The following is a 15,066-nucleotide window of genomic DNA, read 5'->3' on the forward strand; positions in this document are numbered from 1 at the left end:
GAATGCCTTAACCACCTCATCCGGTGAGATCGGCTGGCCATTCAACACCAGGCCCTTCAGGCAACACTCCGCTTTGAAGTGTGCCATCCCCAGCTTGCCTTCCGGACTGTCCGGGATTTCCTTAACCACCTCATCGGGTGTGACTTTCTGGCCTTTCAACATCAGGCCCTTCAGGCAGCATTGTTCCTTAAAACGCGCCATCCCCAGTTTGCCTTCGGGGCTACCCGGAAAATCCTTAACCACAGCATCCGGTATGACCTGACGGCCATTCAACACCAGGCGCCTCAGGCAACATTCTGCTTTGAAGCGTGCCAGCTCCAGTGGTGTCCTAGCTGCCTGGAAATCCCTGACCACCTCATCCGGTGTGACCAGCTGGCCATTCAACACCAGGCTTCTCAGGCAACATTGCTCCTTAAAGCGTGCCAGTTCCAGTAATGCCCTGGCTGAGTAATAACCCTTGGCCACTGTATCCGGTGTGACTTTCTGGCCATTCAATACCAGGCCCGTCAGGCAACAATGTTCCCTGAAGCGCACCAGCTCCAGTGTTGCCCCGGCTGCCTGAAAATCCTTAACCACTGCATCCGGTGTGACTTTCTGGCCATTCAACACCAGGCCCTTCAGGCAACATTGTTCCCTGAAGCGTGCTAACTCCAGTGTTGCCCCGGCTGCCTGATAATCCTTAACCACCGCATCCGGTGTGACTTTATGGCCAGTCAACAGCAGGTTCCTAAGGCAACATTCTGCTTTGAAGCGCGCCAGCTCCAGTGGTGCCCGGACTGCCTGATAACCCTTAACCACCACTTCCGGTGGTACCTTCCGGCCATTCAATGCCAGGCCCCTCAGGCAACATTCCGCATTGAAGCGCACTAGCGCCAACTTGTACTTATTCCGTCGATCCGGCAGCCGATTGAATTCATGAATGACCTGGTCAGGGGATACTTTTCCATGGCCATGCAGAATGTTCTGCAAGCAAAGTTTTTGCAGGAAGAAGCCGCTTCTGAGGGATGATTTATCATACCCATAGGCTTTAAGCACACCTGCCGAGGTGATTTGACGCCCTTGTAATGGTTTTCTTTCCCAATAGGCATCCTCAAAACGTTTGCCGTCATCCGGCGCAGAGGCTGTACCTCCATGAGACCGATGGCTGGAAACGCTTTTACCGTTAAATGTCCTTCTGGAGCGGTCTGGAACCCTGCTTGAACCGGCTTGTTGACCAACCCGGCCAGCAGGGCTGGCGTGGGCGTAGGTTGATGCGGTTGCTTTCAGAACAGGACCCTGCTCACTTATAAATACCGCCGTTTGACCACAAAATGATTATTAGGTTCACTCCACTGTGGTTTGTTTTTTGGGCAGAGCTTTCTTCAGGTAGCGCTGATGGAGAATGCTCTCTGATAAAGGATGGCTTCCTTCTGTCGTTATTTTCTTTTCACATCAGAGGTTTGATTATGGAAACAGTCATGCCACTATTACGCTATCAAACTATCAGGTGCTGGCCAGGGAGGACTGGCCAGCCCTACTGATAACCATGAGGAAACCCTGTGAATGTCACTGATTATCGAACTTATTGAAACCTCGACCCCTTACTTGGCCTTTGTGCTGACCATCCTTGGATTGCTTGTTGGTAGTTTTCTCAATGTGGTGATTTACCGCCTGCCCATTATGATGGAAAGGCAGTGGCAGCAGCAAAGCGAAGCGATTTTGCATCCTGAAAAAGCACCCGAGCCTCTGCCTGCTTATAACCTTGTGGTGCCTGCTTCTACCTGTCCTTCCTGTCAGCATAAAATCCGTGCATGGGAGAATATTCCGGTCATCAGCTATCTATGCCTGCGAGGTAAATGCTCAGCCTGCCGAACCCCGATTTCATTTCGCTACCCGGCCATAGAGATACTCACTGCCCTTATGACGGTAATGATTGGCCTGACCTACGGCGTTACATTACATACGCTGATTTTCTGTGTGTTTGGCTGGTCACTGCTGGCCCTGACCATGATCGACTACGATACCCAGCTACTGCCTGACGATATTACCCTGCCACTTCTCTGGGCAGGCCTGATAGTGAACAGCTTTGGTCTGGTGGTAACCCTTGAACAGGCACTATGGGGAGCCATTGCAGGTTATCTTGCCCTTTGGAGTGTTTACTGGATATTCAAACTGGTTACCGGTAAGGAAGGCATGGGCTACGGTGACTTTAAACTGCTGGCGGCGCTGGGAGCCTGGCTGGGCTGGATAAAACTGCCCCTGATCATTCTGCTCTCATCCCTGGTTGGCACTATTGCAGCGATACTGTTGATCGTCAGCAAACGCCAGGAACGATCCAACCCGATTCCCTTTGGCCCTTATCTGGCCATTGCCGGCTTTATTGCCCTGGTCTGGGGCGATCAACTGATTGCGGCTTATCTGAGCTTTTCGGGTCTGAACGGATGACAACGGCAGGCTCACAGCAACCACGCTCTCCACAACAGCGCCCTTTTACAGTTGGTGTAACCGGCGGTATTGGCAGTGGCAAGACGGCAGTGACCGACTTTTTTGCCAACAGGGGAATTTGCATTGTGGATGCGGATATCGCTTCCAGGGTGGTGGTAGAACCGGGAAAACCGGCACTGGCTGCCATTGAACAGCGTTATGGCCCGGAGATTCTGATCAACGGCAGCCTTGACCGTAGAAAGCTGAGAACCATTATCTTTGATGATGTCAGTGAGCGAAAGTGGCTGGAAGGTCTGCTGCACCCATTGATACGTGATCAGATAATCCTTGAGCTGACTCATGCTGAATCAAGTTATGCGGTACTGGTCTCTCCACTGATGCTGGAAACCAGTCAACATGAATTGGTTGATCGTGTGCTGGTCGTGGATGTGCCTGAGCGTATTCAACTGTCCCGCACCATGGCACGTGACCGGATGACAGAAGAACAGACCAGGCAGATCCTCAATAGCCAGATGGACCGGAAACAGCGAGTTGGCAGGGCCGATGATATCGTTGATAACAGTGGTTCCATAAGCCAGTTACACCGGTCATTGAACAAGCTGCATCAATTTTACCTGGGCCTCGCTTGAGGCTCAGGTGCTTTGAGGTTAGTTAAACGCCTGGTCTCCAGCCATTAGTAATCGGATAGCGGCGATCCCGGCCAAACCCTCTTGGCGTAATTCTGACACCAATAGCTGCCTGACGACGTTTGTATTCATTGATATCCACCAGCCTCAGAACGCGATAGACCGTATCACGGTCAAACCCTTCTTTCACAATGGACTCAGCACTTCGGTCATGCTCAATATAGAGCTCAAGAATACGATCCAGTTCATCATAAGGCGGCAAGCTGTCTTCATCCACCTGGTCGGGAGCAAGTTCAGCAGAGGGCGGACGATCTATCACTCTCTGGGGAATCACGTAGCCCCGGGTATTGCGATATTCGGACAGTTTAAACACCAGTGTTTTCGGTACGTCTTTCAGAACATCAAAACCACCGGCCATATCGCCGTAGAGCGTGCAGTAACCCACCGCCATTTCACTTTTATTACCTGTAGTCAGCACCAGGTAACCCTTCTTATTGGAGATCGCCATCAGCATGACACCCCGGCACCGGGACTGCAGGTTTTCTTCGGTGGTATCCCGGCCATAACCGGCAAACTCAGTATTCAGGGTGTCCATAAAGGCATCAAACATCGGTTCAATCGGCAGCACCTTATAGGCAACCCCCAGAATTTTCGCCTCTTCTGCCGCATCCTCAAGGCTCATATCGGAGGTGTAACGATAGGGCATCATGACCGCCTGAACCCGATCCTTACCCAACGCATCGGTAGCCACTGCCAGGGTCAGGGCAGAGTCAATGCCACCAGACAATCCCAGAACGATCCCCTTGAAACCATTCTTATTGACATAGTCCCTGACGCCTGTCACCAGGGCATCATAAACCCTTGAGCAGACGCCGGGGATTTCAGCAACCTCTCCCTGGTCAAAAGCCATGGAGCCTTTATCAAAGGAAACGCAGAACAGATCTTCGGTAAACCAGGTTGCCCCAAAAGCCACTTCACCATCTCTGTTCATGGCAAAGGAGCCCCCGTCAAACACCAGCTCATCCTGGGCCCCCACCAGGTTGGTATAAAGGATAGGAAGGCCTGACTCCAGACAGCGCTCTCTGACCACTTGCTGACGCAGAGGCTGCTTGTTCATATGGAAGGGGGAGGCATTAAGACTGATAATCAGCTCTGCCCCGGCCTCTTTAGCCCGGCGAACCGGCCCCTGATACCAGAGATCTTCACAGATCAACAGGGCAATACTCACACCTTTGCAGGAATAAAGAGCCGTCTCCTGACCTTTAACAAAATAGCGTTTCTCATCAAAAACCTGATAATTGGGCAGATGCTGCTTCCCGTAGCGAACAAGAATCTCACCATCACGCATCACCAGCGCCTGGTTTTCAAGACCATGGGGCCCCATCAGAGGAACACCGATGACCAGGTCAATACCCTTAACCACTCTGAGCCGGTTCAGTGCCTGTTCTACCCGTACAATCAGACTGGGCCGTAACAGCAGGTCTTCTGGCGGATAACCACAAAGGGTCAGTTCCGGAAAGACAACAACATCCGCATCCAGCTGATCCCGCGCCTGCTCGGCAGCCTCAATGACACGGGACGTGTTCCCGTCAATGTCGCCCACCACCAGATTCAGCTGGGCCATGACCATATTGAGCTTTGCTGACATGGAAATACCTGTCTATCCCTTCTTAGAAACTTCTTTCATCTGAGAACCTGTTGATAATCTTTTGTAAATAGTCACATCGGGGGAGAGAAACAAGGAAGCCTTATCGCCGTTTACTGCTTACAAAAAGATGATGAACAACGCCTCAGGGACGGTATTGTCTTGTAAGTATTAGCGTCTGTAAATTGAAATACCCAATGAAGATGATAAACCCATGAATCACAGGGAAAGCAGAGATTAAAAGATGCGGGATGACAGGTTAAAGAAAAGGCGGTGTTACCCCTCCGCCCCGAAATCAAAATCCATGCTCTCTGAAGGGGGTTGCATATAGCTACCCTGAATAAAATCAGCGCCAAACTGCCAGACAGGAGTCATTTCTGCTGCGCTTTCAATACCAGGCACAATCACTTTCCTGCCACTCTGGCTGAGGGCCTGGATCATTTTCTGTAACTCCTGGGCATTTCCACCACTAAGACCTTCTGTGAAGGAGTGGTCAAGCTTTACCAGGTCAATATCAAGATGGGCAATCCCTTCCAGTGGATTGAGGCTACAACCAAATTCACTGATTACTGTCTGGCACCCCATCGCTTTCAGAGACTTGAAAAAATCAGGAATCACTTCTGAATAGTAGGCCAGATTCTGTTCACTCAATTCAATGGCAACGGCATCCGCAGGAATTCCTGCGGCTTTCAGGGCAACCTTCATCCATGGAACAAACGTGTCATCCGTTGCAGAGCAGCCACCGATATGCAGCAACAGCCGGGTATCACTTCCTTCTTTTCTCTTGGCCACCAATGCTTTACTGGCTTCAATCAGTTGCCATCGATCCAGCTTGTTCCACAGACTGATTTTTTCCAGTTGTGGCCTGAATGCCGAAGCCTCATGTTCCCTCCCTTCCGTGTCGGTCAGGACAAAAGAGACCTCATAATACTCACCAGCGGATCCTGCAAGGGAGATGACGGGTTGAAAACTCAATCTGAACTTTTTGCTCTTTATCGCCTGACTTACCATGCCAGCCAGCTGCTTTTCAACAGAATGAATCGGGCTGGCTTTACGCTTCTGGTAAAAGCACAGTTGGTTGCCGCCTTGCTTTTGCGCCAATACCGTGGCTTGACGACTCTGGTCAGTCAATACCTTGGCATCGCTAACGGTATCACTGAGAATAACCGCTCCTATTGACAGTTTGACCGGCAACAGATGTTGATCAATGACAGTATATTCAGCCGTCACGGCTGCCAGCAAACTGTCCACTAGTGTGGTAATGCCCTGTTCTTCTCCTTCCTGAAGCAGGGCGGCAAAGTTGGCCCCCCCCATGCTGGTCACATGGTGCATGGCATCAAGGTGTGACGTTATCTTTTTCGCAACCGATTTAAACAGTTTCTGGCTAATCTCTTTCCCATGCTGTTCATGGGTCGCTTTCAGGGTTTCCAGGTGGAGAAAGCATAACGTTGACTTACCCTTACCTTCTACCGCCCTCTGAATAGCGATAGCCAGCGCCTGATCGAACAGTTTTCGGTTAAATAGCCCTGTTTCCGGGTCCGGCGCTGACTTTTCCAGGGTTTTATCCACCCCGTCCTGCTCACCTTTTTCCCCATTGAGCCTAATCTGCAAACTGAGGGTGAACTCACCATTAAATGATGTCGGGGAAATCACTATGGAAACAGGCACTTCTGAGCCATTGTGAGCAACTAAAGGACATTGAATGACTGCCAGTGCCTGACCACTTTCTTCAACTCCCATTAGAAACGCTTCAACATCCTGCTGATCTTTGGTAATGATCAGGTCCCTGAACAATTTTCCATCCAGGGATTCCTCTTCCGGAAGCCCCAGCAGGTTAATCAACGCAGTGTTAGCAAACCGTATTCGTCCATGATTAATGTATACGACCGCATCAACCTGATCATCGAGTAATAACCGACGCTGCTTTTCTGATTCATGCAGGGCGATGCTCATGCGTCGGTGGTGTCGCCTGACCTTCAAGTCTTCCAGCTCTTTCAGGGCAACCGTCAAAAGATATTCGCCATGACCCGGAGGTATAACTGCACGTGCCCCCATTTGAAGCAGCGACAGTCCATCGGTTTCTTCATCCGGGTTTATCAGGACGATCCCGGGCAAATCGATACCTTTCTGATTAATGGCAGCAAATATCCGGGAATAATTTAACGGTTCGGGAGGCTCTCCCATCAACAATAGATCCCAGTTCTGCTGTGCTGACATGGCATCAGTCAGGTCATCCAGAGAGTTGACCTGCTTTGCCCGAGTAGAATAACCAGACTCACGGAAAACATTCAGGAATGATTCTGCTTCCCTGGTTGATGAGTCAATGATTAAAAAGCGAATTAAGTCCTTGTCGCCCGCTGCCATGGTTATGCTTTCCCTGTTGCTCCTGGTGCAGTGAAGCTCTAATACCCGTAAAGCCCGTGGATCCCGAGCAGAGTCGAAGGATCGGAGCACAGCACTTCGACTCCACTCAGTGCGAACGGTATGAATATCAACGCTTGGCTGTACTAGAAAGCTATCGGCGGTTATCTGCTGATTTATATAGCTCGAATATTATCGCCAATGACTTTGGGGTGTGCGTACTCCGCGGCTGTTCAACGTCATATCACCATCTGCTGTCTGCTGCCCCTGGGCAACGGCAGTTAACTGTACGCAGTGCTCCAGCGGGTCTGAGCCACATCGGGCTGTCTGGATCAGGTAATTGCCACTATCAGACTTTACCGGGGGCGTAAATCCTAAATCTGCCAGGTCAGTGGTATATCTTAACATCTCGGTATAGTACCGTTCCTGCTGCTGCATGACATTCAAGAGCATGGCAACGCCTTCGCTTCTTCTCGACTCAGTCACATATTGACGATAGCTGGGTAACATAATGGTTGCCAAAATACCAATTATCGATATCACAATCATCAGTTCAATCAGGCTGAAACCCCGATTTATTATTTTCATCGATTTTCTCTCCAGAACCTCCGGATTACAGGGATTGGATTAACGCCCCTTAACACATTCTGCAAACATTCCGTTCCTACACAGATTTCCCCTCCCTGGGCACCCCTTGACACGATCGAAGCTTCAGGAGCCAGGGCCCCATGCTTAAGAACAAATTTGCGGTCAGATTTAGTCAAGCCGCTACTTGCCTTATCAAAATTAAACACAGCGCCCCCATTTTCAATATTGACGGCATAGAGAAAATTCACGCCAGAACCCGGTGAGCAGGATGCGGAAGCGCTGGATATCGGTGCAAATGAATTAATTAAAAGAATCCCATTGTATATCACTGCTCTGCCGAGTACTTTTTCGCCACTGCTTTCCAGGTTCATAAACCAGCCTTTGGCATTATTCAGGCTGGATAAGGCAGCCGCTTGCTGAGCTGATGATCCATCCTGAACCAGATTATTGCTGGCGTCGTAAAGGTCAGATTCCTTATATGCGCCACTGGGCGTATAACGGTAGTTTGCCGGGGGCTGGGCAATGTAAGGATCCTGAATAACATAAACCCGGTCATTCACCCCCTTGCTTAATGGTGACGGTCTAAAGCCACTGCCAACGGCAAGATTTAAATACTGGCCATCTTTACCCATAGCAACCGCAACAGGCTCAAAAAAACGTCTGGCATCGGCAGCAGAAGCGCCAGCTAATTTGGCAACCACACCGCCCCTGGCAAAGTTCGATGCCCCGGTGTTGTTTTGATTGATATCAATGCGAAAGATCTGACCTCCGGTATCTGCCCCAAAGATCATATCGACAGCACCATCCTGATCCGTATCTATCGGCGTCAGCTCTGCGGGGATACTGTAAACCATGTCCGGGATATTGAGGTTGGAATTATTATTTGAGGCTCTCCAGAGCATATTTCCGGTGACGGCATCGACGATAAATATGGCATTCCCTATATTGCTGTTCTGAATGGTGGAATGACCATCAATTGCCAAGTCATACCCTCCCCCAAAAATAAGAACCTGACGTTGACTCCCATTCCAGTTCACCCGGGCCAGCCTGGGGGTTGACCATGTCTGCCCCAGACGACCAAAATCGCCTATTGCATCTGAACGGTGGTCATTATCAATATCGCCCCGGATAACCCATAAAAGTTCAGGGTTACGCCTGTCAGTGACATTCAATGCATAAATATTATTACCACCACGGCGCATCGATAAATATAGATAGACATGATCGCCGGAATCCGAAGCGCCATTATTGGATGATAAAATATCTCCATCGTTATTAGCATCATTAATCCAGACAGTCATAGGACCATCCATTCCATAGACTTTTTTCGCACCACCACTAACAAAGCCATCCCGGTAAATCTTCAAATTATCCAGCAACTCTTCTGGTATATATGAAAACTCAGTAGTGCCATTGTCAGCATTAACGGCATGCAAAAAACCATCATTGGTGGTAAAGAATACCGTTTTATCAACAACGGAACCCGAACTGTTCTTGAAATAGGTGACCACCTGTGGCTGGGTATGCATGGGATCACCAATACTGGTTCTGTTATCACGGGTTGACCCGTCACTGTCCTGGTCGTCAATATCCACCCCTCTCGCCCATTGCAGCACACTGGAGGTTTCTGCGGCACTTGCCGTACCAAGCATCGCAGAAGTGATATTTGAATTACTTTCATGTAACCGGTTGCCAAGGGAACTTAATCTAACATTTGTATCCCCGGTTACACTGGTGAAAACCGGACGCCCCTGAGTCAATTGCTCAGCCATACCACCCGCTTCCACTTTTTTCCCATCTACAGCGCGACTCCAGAAACTTTTGGCAGTATCAGAAAAAAATCCCGTAGCAGGATCAACGGCCAGATGACCATTCGCATCATAAATTTTATTATCATTTCCCAGGCGATAGCGTTTCAGATTACCTTTCCAGCCGGGGCCAACCGCAGGTTTAAATACGATGTAATAAACATCCTCTGCTGTTTCAAACGAATTAAACGCGCTGGTCGAAGTGGCTGGTGCAGCAAATGTAGCGTTGGTTGCATTTACCCGGAGCAAAATATCCGATAAAGCGGCACTGAGCTGACTGGAATCATTGGCCGCGTAATATTTTCCACCACCATGATTTGCCGTGCTGGTCAGCAAAGCAGGAGGCGCGCTGCCAAAGCCACCAATGGTATAGGTGGTGATATACTGATTCCCGGGAATACTTGGGCGCACATCATGATTGCGAATGTACCATGCCAGTTCGTCAAGGCAATCACCCTCACCGTTACAGAAGTTATGCAAACCACCAGGAAGGCCCTTACTCTGGATAAGATTACGGACGTCATTATTGGCATCAACGTCTAAATACGGAGCCCCGTCAGTAAATAGTACGATGTAGCTCTTCTGGCACTGAGAGACAATTGGGGATTTATAATTGGAGCCATTCTTGGAAGCAGAAACACTGCCCGAGCCAAATATCGGGTGCGAACCTGAGAAATAGCGGTAGGCTTCATAAAGTGCTTCAGTCAGCGGCGTTCCCCCGAAGGCAGAAAAGCTATTAACGACATTAATGGCCCCCTGCCGACCTGTGGCAATATTTTCAGAAGCAAAATTAATATTACCGCCTTGTGAGTCAAATCGTGTTACATATTTCCAACATCCCAAAAACCAATATACGCACTCTTGCCAACTTCTAGTGTTAAAGCTCATTAAACTGATATTAATATTATTTGTATCGGTAAGAAATTTGTTAATTGCTCCCTTGGTGATATCAAGTCGGGTACGCCCATTGTGTTTGATACTCATACTACCAGAGGTGTCCGTAACAATAAGGACATTTGACCTGTTTGTACTCGGTAAACTTTTAACAAACAACTCTGTGTCATCAGCTTGTGCAATACCAGCCAGCAATAAAAGGCAAAGAGTCATTCTTTTAAACAAAATAAATTCCTTTTATGTTATACCAACCGTTCTTTCCCATATGCCATTACACTGGCATTAAATAGTCATCAAAAAATAGTTTCATATGTTGGGAGCTTACATTAGCAGAACCCTGAGCACTTGAGCCGTATTCGGGATCCATGTAATGGTAGCTGATGATCCATTGTAATCTTTTAAGATTGAAACATCATATTGATCATTACCAAGCTCAACAACAGTCCTGCCATCAAAAAGTAATCGTTCTGGCGTACATGACAAACAGCGGTATGCCCAGATTAACCCCGAGGTATCATTGTGGAAAACTACCTCTATTTTCACAAACTCCCCGCCATCTTCGTTGTACCCTGAAGCCAAAGCTAAAGTACCATTTATGCAGAAAAGCAAAATACCAGCACTGATTATTTGTTTATACATCACCTAGCTCCCTGATAATGAATCAACAAAAATTATCCCCAGGGTCTGACTTGAGGTAGCACCATTTCCATCCAGCTTGGCCGTGCTGTCCAACTCAAAAATACGACTGATGTAACTGCCAATGGCATACCCGGCAGGAGGCGGCCCATCAGATATATACCGCAGGGTAACCGTCTGACATATTCCTCCGGCAGATGAGCAACCACCGGGGTTGCCGATAACGGCAAGACTCTGGTTCCCTGCCAGGGCATTATGAAAATTCAGGGGATTGGCCTCAAGAAAAGCTAACTGACTTTCCAGCTCGCTGTAGGCGACCTGATGTACCTCAATGACACGCTGTTCATTACTGACGGTTACCTCTTCCAGCATGGCCATTTCCATAACCAGAAGACCGGTAAAGGTCATGACCAGCATAACGACCATGACAATCAGTAAAAATGAACCCTTCTGCTTTTTTCTTCCTGAGACACCTTCCATTATTACAATCCTGTATTATTCAAGCGGAGAGCCGTGCCGTACATGTACCTTGGTGTCTGGTCATTCAGGGTCAAGTTCCCGCTGTTGAGCAGATTATACGTTCTGGCCCTTTTATCAAAAACACGTGATTCCCCTCCGGCACTGACCAGGACACCAACACGTATGCCAAAAACCTGTTGCCAGTCTGCTACCCCGGAGGCCGTCACATACTGGTTAATATTTGACGCCCCTGCCGGGGCAATCCCATAAAGTGCCTGCAACCGCTCCACGCCCTGAACCAGTGCCTGGGCATTCCCCCTGGCAGTTCCCGTTAATGGATCATAACCACGGCAAAATAAAGTATTAATGTTACCGTTCGCAGGGTCCTGATCTACAAAATAAACATCCGCCGTCAATGCACCTGCGGTAACGTTTGCTCCTGTACAGTCCTGAATTTGACCATTGTCAGGATTTGGTATGGGTTCATACTGAATCGCAACCCTGTCGCTATTGGTACCGCCACCGTCAATCGTACAAATCGCTCCCCCTTCACAGCTGCCCAGATAGAAAGGTTGAATTTGATTTGCTTCGGCCCTGGATCTGAAACCGGCCCTGCGAAACTCAGTGCTCATGATATAGAGACTATGACGTCCGTTTTCCTGGGCCGTGGCAATAAACTCATTCACACTGGCGGAGCGACTGTTGCTTACCATTAATTGTAAAGCACTGCCCGTTACAAGCAGACCTATAACAAAGGCCAGCATCATTTCTATAATGCTGAATCCCTTTTGATGATGGATGATGTCAGTCATTGGCATTATTCAGTTCCTGTTGTACCTGAACTCAAACTGCTGACGATCTGCAAGAACACCTTTTTCTGATCCTCTTGCACTCCAGGAAATCAGGATACTGACTTTATCCGTCGCCCCACAGGAACCAACACAACTAATGTCAATTCTCGGTTCGATCATGGTATCTGCGCCGGTGCACATCAAGCCATGAATATCAAACGCCGCCATTTGATCAGGATTACATGTTGATCCTATGCAACGGGGAGGGGATCCCTGACAGTAGGCACCCAAATTGGCGGATGCTCTTGATGACTCTCTCTGATAGGCTGAGTTTGTAAGCCCGGTCGGGTTTAACCTCATTAACTCAGCGGTGGCATTCGCCATCCATACGGCCTGAGATCGCTGAATAGTGTCATGATTCGCCCGAATGGCCTGACTTTGCATACCAGTAACCGCCATTACTCCCCCCACAAAAATTATCACGCCGATCATGACTTCAACAAGGCCAATTCCTGCTTGCCGAAAAGGTCCAGGTTGTCTTCCGCTCTTGTGAAAAGCTGGCTCCGGATACGACCCTGTTTCAGTATTTATTGGACTGGCATTTACGGGTTCGGAATTTGTGAGCCCGGTATGGTTGGTTATAAACACGGCAGACCCTCCCGCTTCCGAATCAACCCTGATCCAGAAATATTCACCAGCCGTTGCAACGTTGATCTTTTTGGCACTGAACATAAACTGAAGCTGCCCTGTTGAACTGCACTGCCCCTGGGCCTGAAGCTAAGCAGCCGGGCATTGCTGCTCCAGACAATGTCAACCGGGCTGCTGACCGGGTTATAAACCCGAATAACATCTTCACCGGGGTCAATGCTGTTATTGCCATTACGGTTAACGAAAACAACCCAGCCATCTGCCCAGTTCACCCCTGCCTGACACGAATTCCCCGTTGTGGAGCGACAGACGCTGACGATTTCAGTGCGTTTGATCGCTTCACTTCTGGCCAGAACAGCACTGGCATAGATCCGCTGATTCACGTAATCAAGTTTGAACCTTTCAGCAACCTGCCCGATGGGAACCACCAGATTGACCATGATGGCGATCAGGACAATGGTGATCATCATCTCTACAAGCGTGAAGCCACGGTTGCATTTATGGTTTAACGTTGTATGAAGCAATAACAAATCCACCTGATTCCCTGTTGAGGACGCCTTTCTTTAAATCTAGGTGTGTGGGTTAAACAGACGGACAGAAGTCGATAGACGGTATAAAAATAAGGATAAAAACTGGAAGTCGTCAAAATCCGTGTCTTATTTCCAGCACGCTTCCGGGGCCAGAACGCCTAAATGATTCACAGTGAACTGTGTGCAACCTGAATCCGTTGCCTGGACACCATTGCTCAGGGCAGTCGCTGTCAGGGTAAATGAGGCGGTATCTGCTTCAACGCTCAGGGTGTAATAACCTTCAGGAGAGCCACTGCCACCGAGCTTATCCATGGAGTCCGTATAGGCGTGGTTGACGGAGTACCAGCGCTCCTGGGCAGCGGCAGCAGCAGTCAAGGCAGCCTGGGCATCGCTGCGTCGAACTTCATACATATATTGGCTGTAGGTGGGATAAACAATACCTGCCAGAAGACCAATAATGGCAACAACAATGATCAGCTCGGGTAATGAAAAACCCTGTTTATGGCTCTTTGGCACCGGCTTACTTATATTCATATCAATCAATCCATGGAATGCTGAAAATCTGCCACCAGCTCTGCCGTCCCTCTGAGCTGAAATGGTAATCAAGGTTTGTTGCCGTAATACTGCCTCCAGCTCCCTGGGTCACCGCCGTCAGCTTCCCACTTTCTCCCTGATGGACCACCGGTGAAGAAGCATAACCAATCCCCAGACTTTCATTGTTCAACGAACGCTCAAGCTCCAGGCTATCCACGCGTAAACTCTCCAGAACAGCACCCGGAGATGCGGTTCCGGTCAGGTAATGAACGGCATAAAGTGAGCTTGTACCATCAATGGAACAACTGTCTGCAGGTGGACGGTACTCTGTAAACAGGACTTGGGAGAACAACCTGGCTGCCTTGTTAACACTTCGCCCGGACGGGCCAGCGCCATCTACACTAAGAGGCAGCTTCCACCCCCCCTGCCCAGCGATCACTGCCTGTAAGGTGCCAAAACTATTGATAGTTTGGGAGCCTAGCGTAAATGGCGTATAGGTGGAGCCAGACTTCTGCCGGACATCGCCATTGGTAAATACCGCCACATCCCCCACATTGACCAGACGACTCTGGCTTACGGATGCATAGGTAAGCTGCCTGGAGTTGTTCAACGGTTCCTGAACACCATAAAAATAGTTGGCCTCAGTACTGCGATTGTCACTATTGGTCATCAGCCGACCTGTGCCAGAGTAAACCCAGAAGCTGTTTTCATCAGTCACCGTCATGGGGGGAGCCATAATCGGCTGCCCGGCATCCATAAACACACTCAAACTGGCGTTGCCCGGCGCCGATGTCAGCCTGAGCCGCATCAGCTTCCCACTCAAACTGACACCACCGGTTTCAACCGTGCCGAAGTAAACGGCATCATCCTGGTAATCCCGGTCCCAGTCTTCAGCAATCATATCCCCTGCATAAGCCTTGGAATAAGGAGTCTCCAGAGGGTCAAAACCGGACACAAACTCCTTATTACTCAAATCATAAATGAAAACCCGTAGATTCTGATCCGACGTTCCCTGCTCCAGGGCTGATCTCAGGGCAGTAGAGCTGCTGCCCGCTGGCCCGGAGCCAAACACCAGGTACCATTCGTTTTGCAGCGGATTGCTCCAATCGATCTCGCCATTAA

The 15,066-nt window shown here is 49.3% G+C and carries 14 protein-coding genes; 2 read left to right on the forward strand and 12 right to left on the reverse strand.

All coding sequences use genetic code 11. From position 1 onward, the window contains the following. Positions 1-969: hypothetical protein (locus KDK13_RS18000; protein ID WP_257286377.1), on the reverse strand; the 969-nt coding region annotated here is incomplete at its 3' end. Between the two features lie 573 nt (positions 970-1,542). On the opposite strand from KDK13_RS18000, the gene KDK13_RS18005 reads away from it, so the two are divergent. Then, on the forward strand, positions 1,543-2,424 hold the full coding sequence (locus KDK13_RS18005) for an A24 family peptidase (RefSeq protein ID WP_257286378.1): 882 nt from the start codon (positions 1,543-1,545) through the stop codon (positions 2,422-2,424). Next, positions 2,421-3,053 (forward strand): dephospho-CoA kinase, encoded by a 633-nt coding sequence (coaE, locus tag KDK13_RS18010; protein WP_257286379.1) that lies wholly within the window; start codon positions 2,421-2,423, stop codon positions 3,051-3,053. Before KDK13_RS18005 ends, coaE begins: the two co-directional genes overlap by 4 nt. Positions 3,054-3,075: 22 nt before the next feature. Here the strand turns inward: coaE and KDK13_RS18015 are convergent, their stop codons facing one another. The 11 genes from KDK13_RS18015 to KDK13_RS18065 all read right to left on the reverse strand — a co-directional run. Further along, a complete protein-coding gene (locus tag KDK13_RS18015) occupies positions 3,076-4,698 on the reverse strand; it encodes an NAD+ synthase (RefSeq protein WP_257286380.1) in 1,623 nt (540 codons plus the stop codon). Positions 4,699-4,971: 273 nt separating this feature from the next. After that, complete coding sequence (locus KDK13_RS18020; RefSeq protein ID WP_257286381.1) at positions 4,972-7,059, reverse strand: EAL domain-containing protein; 2,088 nt, start codon at positions 7,057-7,059, stop codon at positions 4,972-4,974. Positions 7,060-7,248: 189 nt separating this feature from the next. Next, complete coding sequence (locus KDK13_RS18025; protein WP_257286382.1) at positions 7,249-7,644, reverse strand: type IV pilin protein; 396 nt, start codon at positions 7,642-7,644, stop codon at positions 7,249-7,251. After that, positions 7,641-10,436: a pilus assembly protein gene (locus KDK13_RS18030; protein WP_257286383.1), complete on the reverse strand. Its 2,796-nt coding sequence runs from the start codon at positions 10,434-10,436 to the stop codon at positions 7,641-7,643. The genes KDK13_RS18025 and KDK13_RS18030 overlap by 4 nt, the downstream gene beginning before the upstream one ends. Positions 10,437-10,667: 231 nt before the next feature. Continuing rightward, positions 10,668-10,985 carry a hypothetical protein gene (locus KDK13_RS18035; RefSeq protein ID WP_257286384.1) on the reverse strand — a complete coding sequence of 106 codons (318 nt, stop codon included), beginning with the start codon at positions 10,983-10,985 and terminating at the stop codon, positions 10,668-10,670. 3 nt (positions 10,986-10,988) lie between these two features. Next, the gene (locus KDK13_RS18040) at positions 10,989-11,462 is read right to left on the reverse strand and encodes a hypothetical protein (protein ID WP_257286385.1); all 474 of its coding nucleotides are present in this window, start codon (positions 11,460-11,462) and stop codon (positions 10,989-10,991) included. A 2-nt stretch (positions 11,463-11,464) separates the two neighbouring features. After that, positions 11,465-12,259, reverse strand: coding sequence for a PilW family protein (locus KDK13_RS18045; protein ID WP_257286386.1), 795 nt, complete (start codon positions 12,257-12,259; stop codon positions 11,465-11,467). A 3-nt stretch (positions 12,260-12,262) separates the two neighbouring features. Next, complete coding sequence (pilV, locus tag KDK13_RS18050) at positions 12,263-12,964, reverse strand: type IV pilus modification protein PilV (protein WP_257286388.1); 702 nt, start codon at positions 12,962-12,964, stop codon at positions 12,263-12,265. Further along, entirely contained in the window at positions 12,871-13,416 is a 546-nt protein-coding gene (locus KDK13_RS18055) for a GspH/FimT family pseudopilin (protein ID WP_257286389.1), read from the reverse strand. Before KDK13_RS18055 ends, pilV begins: the two co-directional genes overlap by 94 nt. A gap of 120 nt (positions 13,417-13,536) precedes the next feature. Beyond that, a complete protein-coding gene (locus tag KDK13_RS18060; protein WP_257286390.1) occupies positions 13,537-13,944 on the reverse strand; it encodes a type IV pilin protein in 408 nt (135 codons plus the stop codon). Between the two features lies 1 nt (position 13,945). Beyond that, on the reverse strand, positions 13,946-15,066 hold a 1,121-nt coding region (locus tag KDK13_RS18065; RefSeq protein WP_257286391.1), incomplete at its 5' end, for a hypothetical protein.

The organism is Endozoicomonas sp. SESOKO1 (assembly GCF_024606265.1).
Taxonomy (GTDB): Bacteria; Pseudomonadota; Gammaproteobacteria; order Pseudomonadales; family Endozoicomonadaceae; genus Endozoicomonas.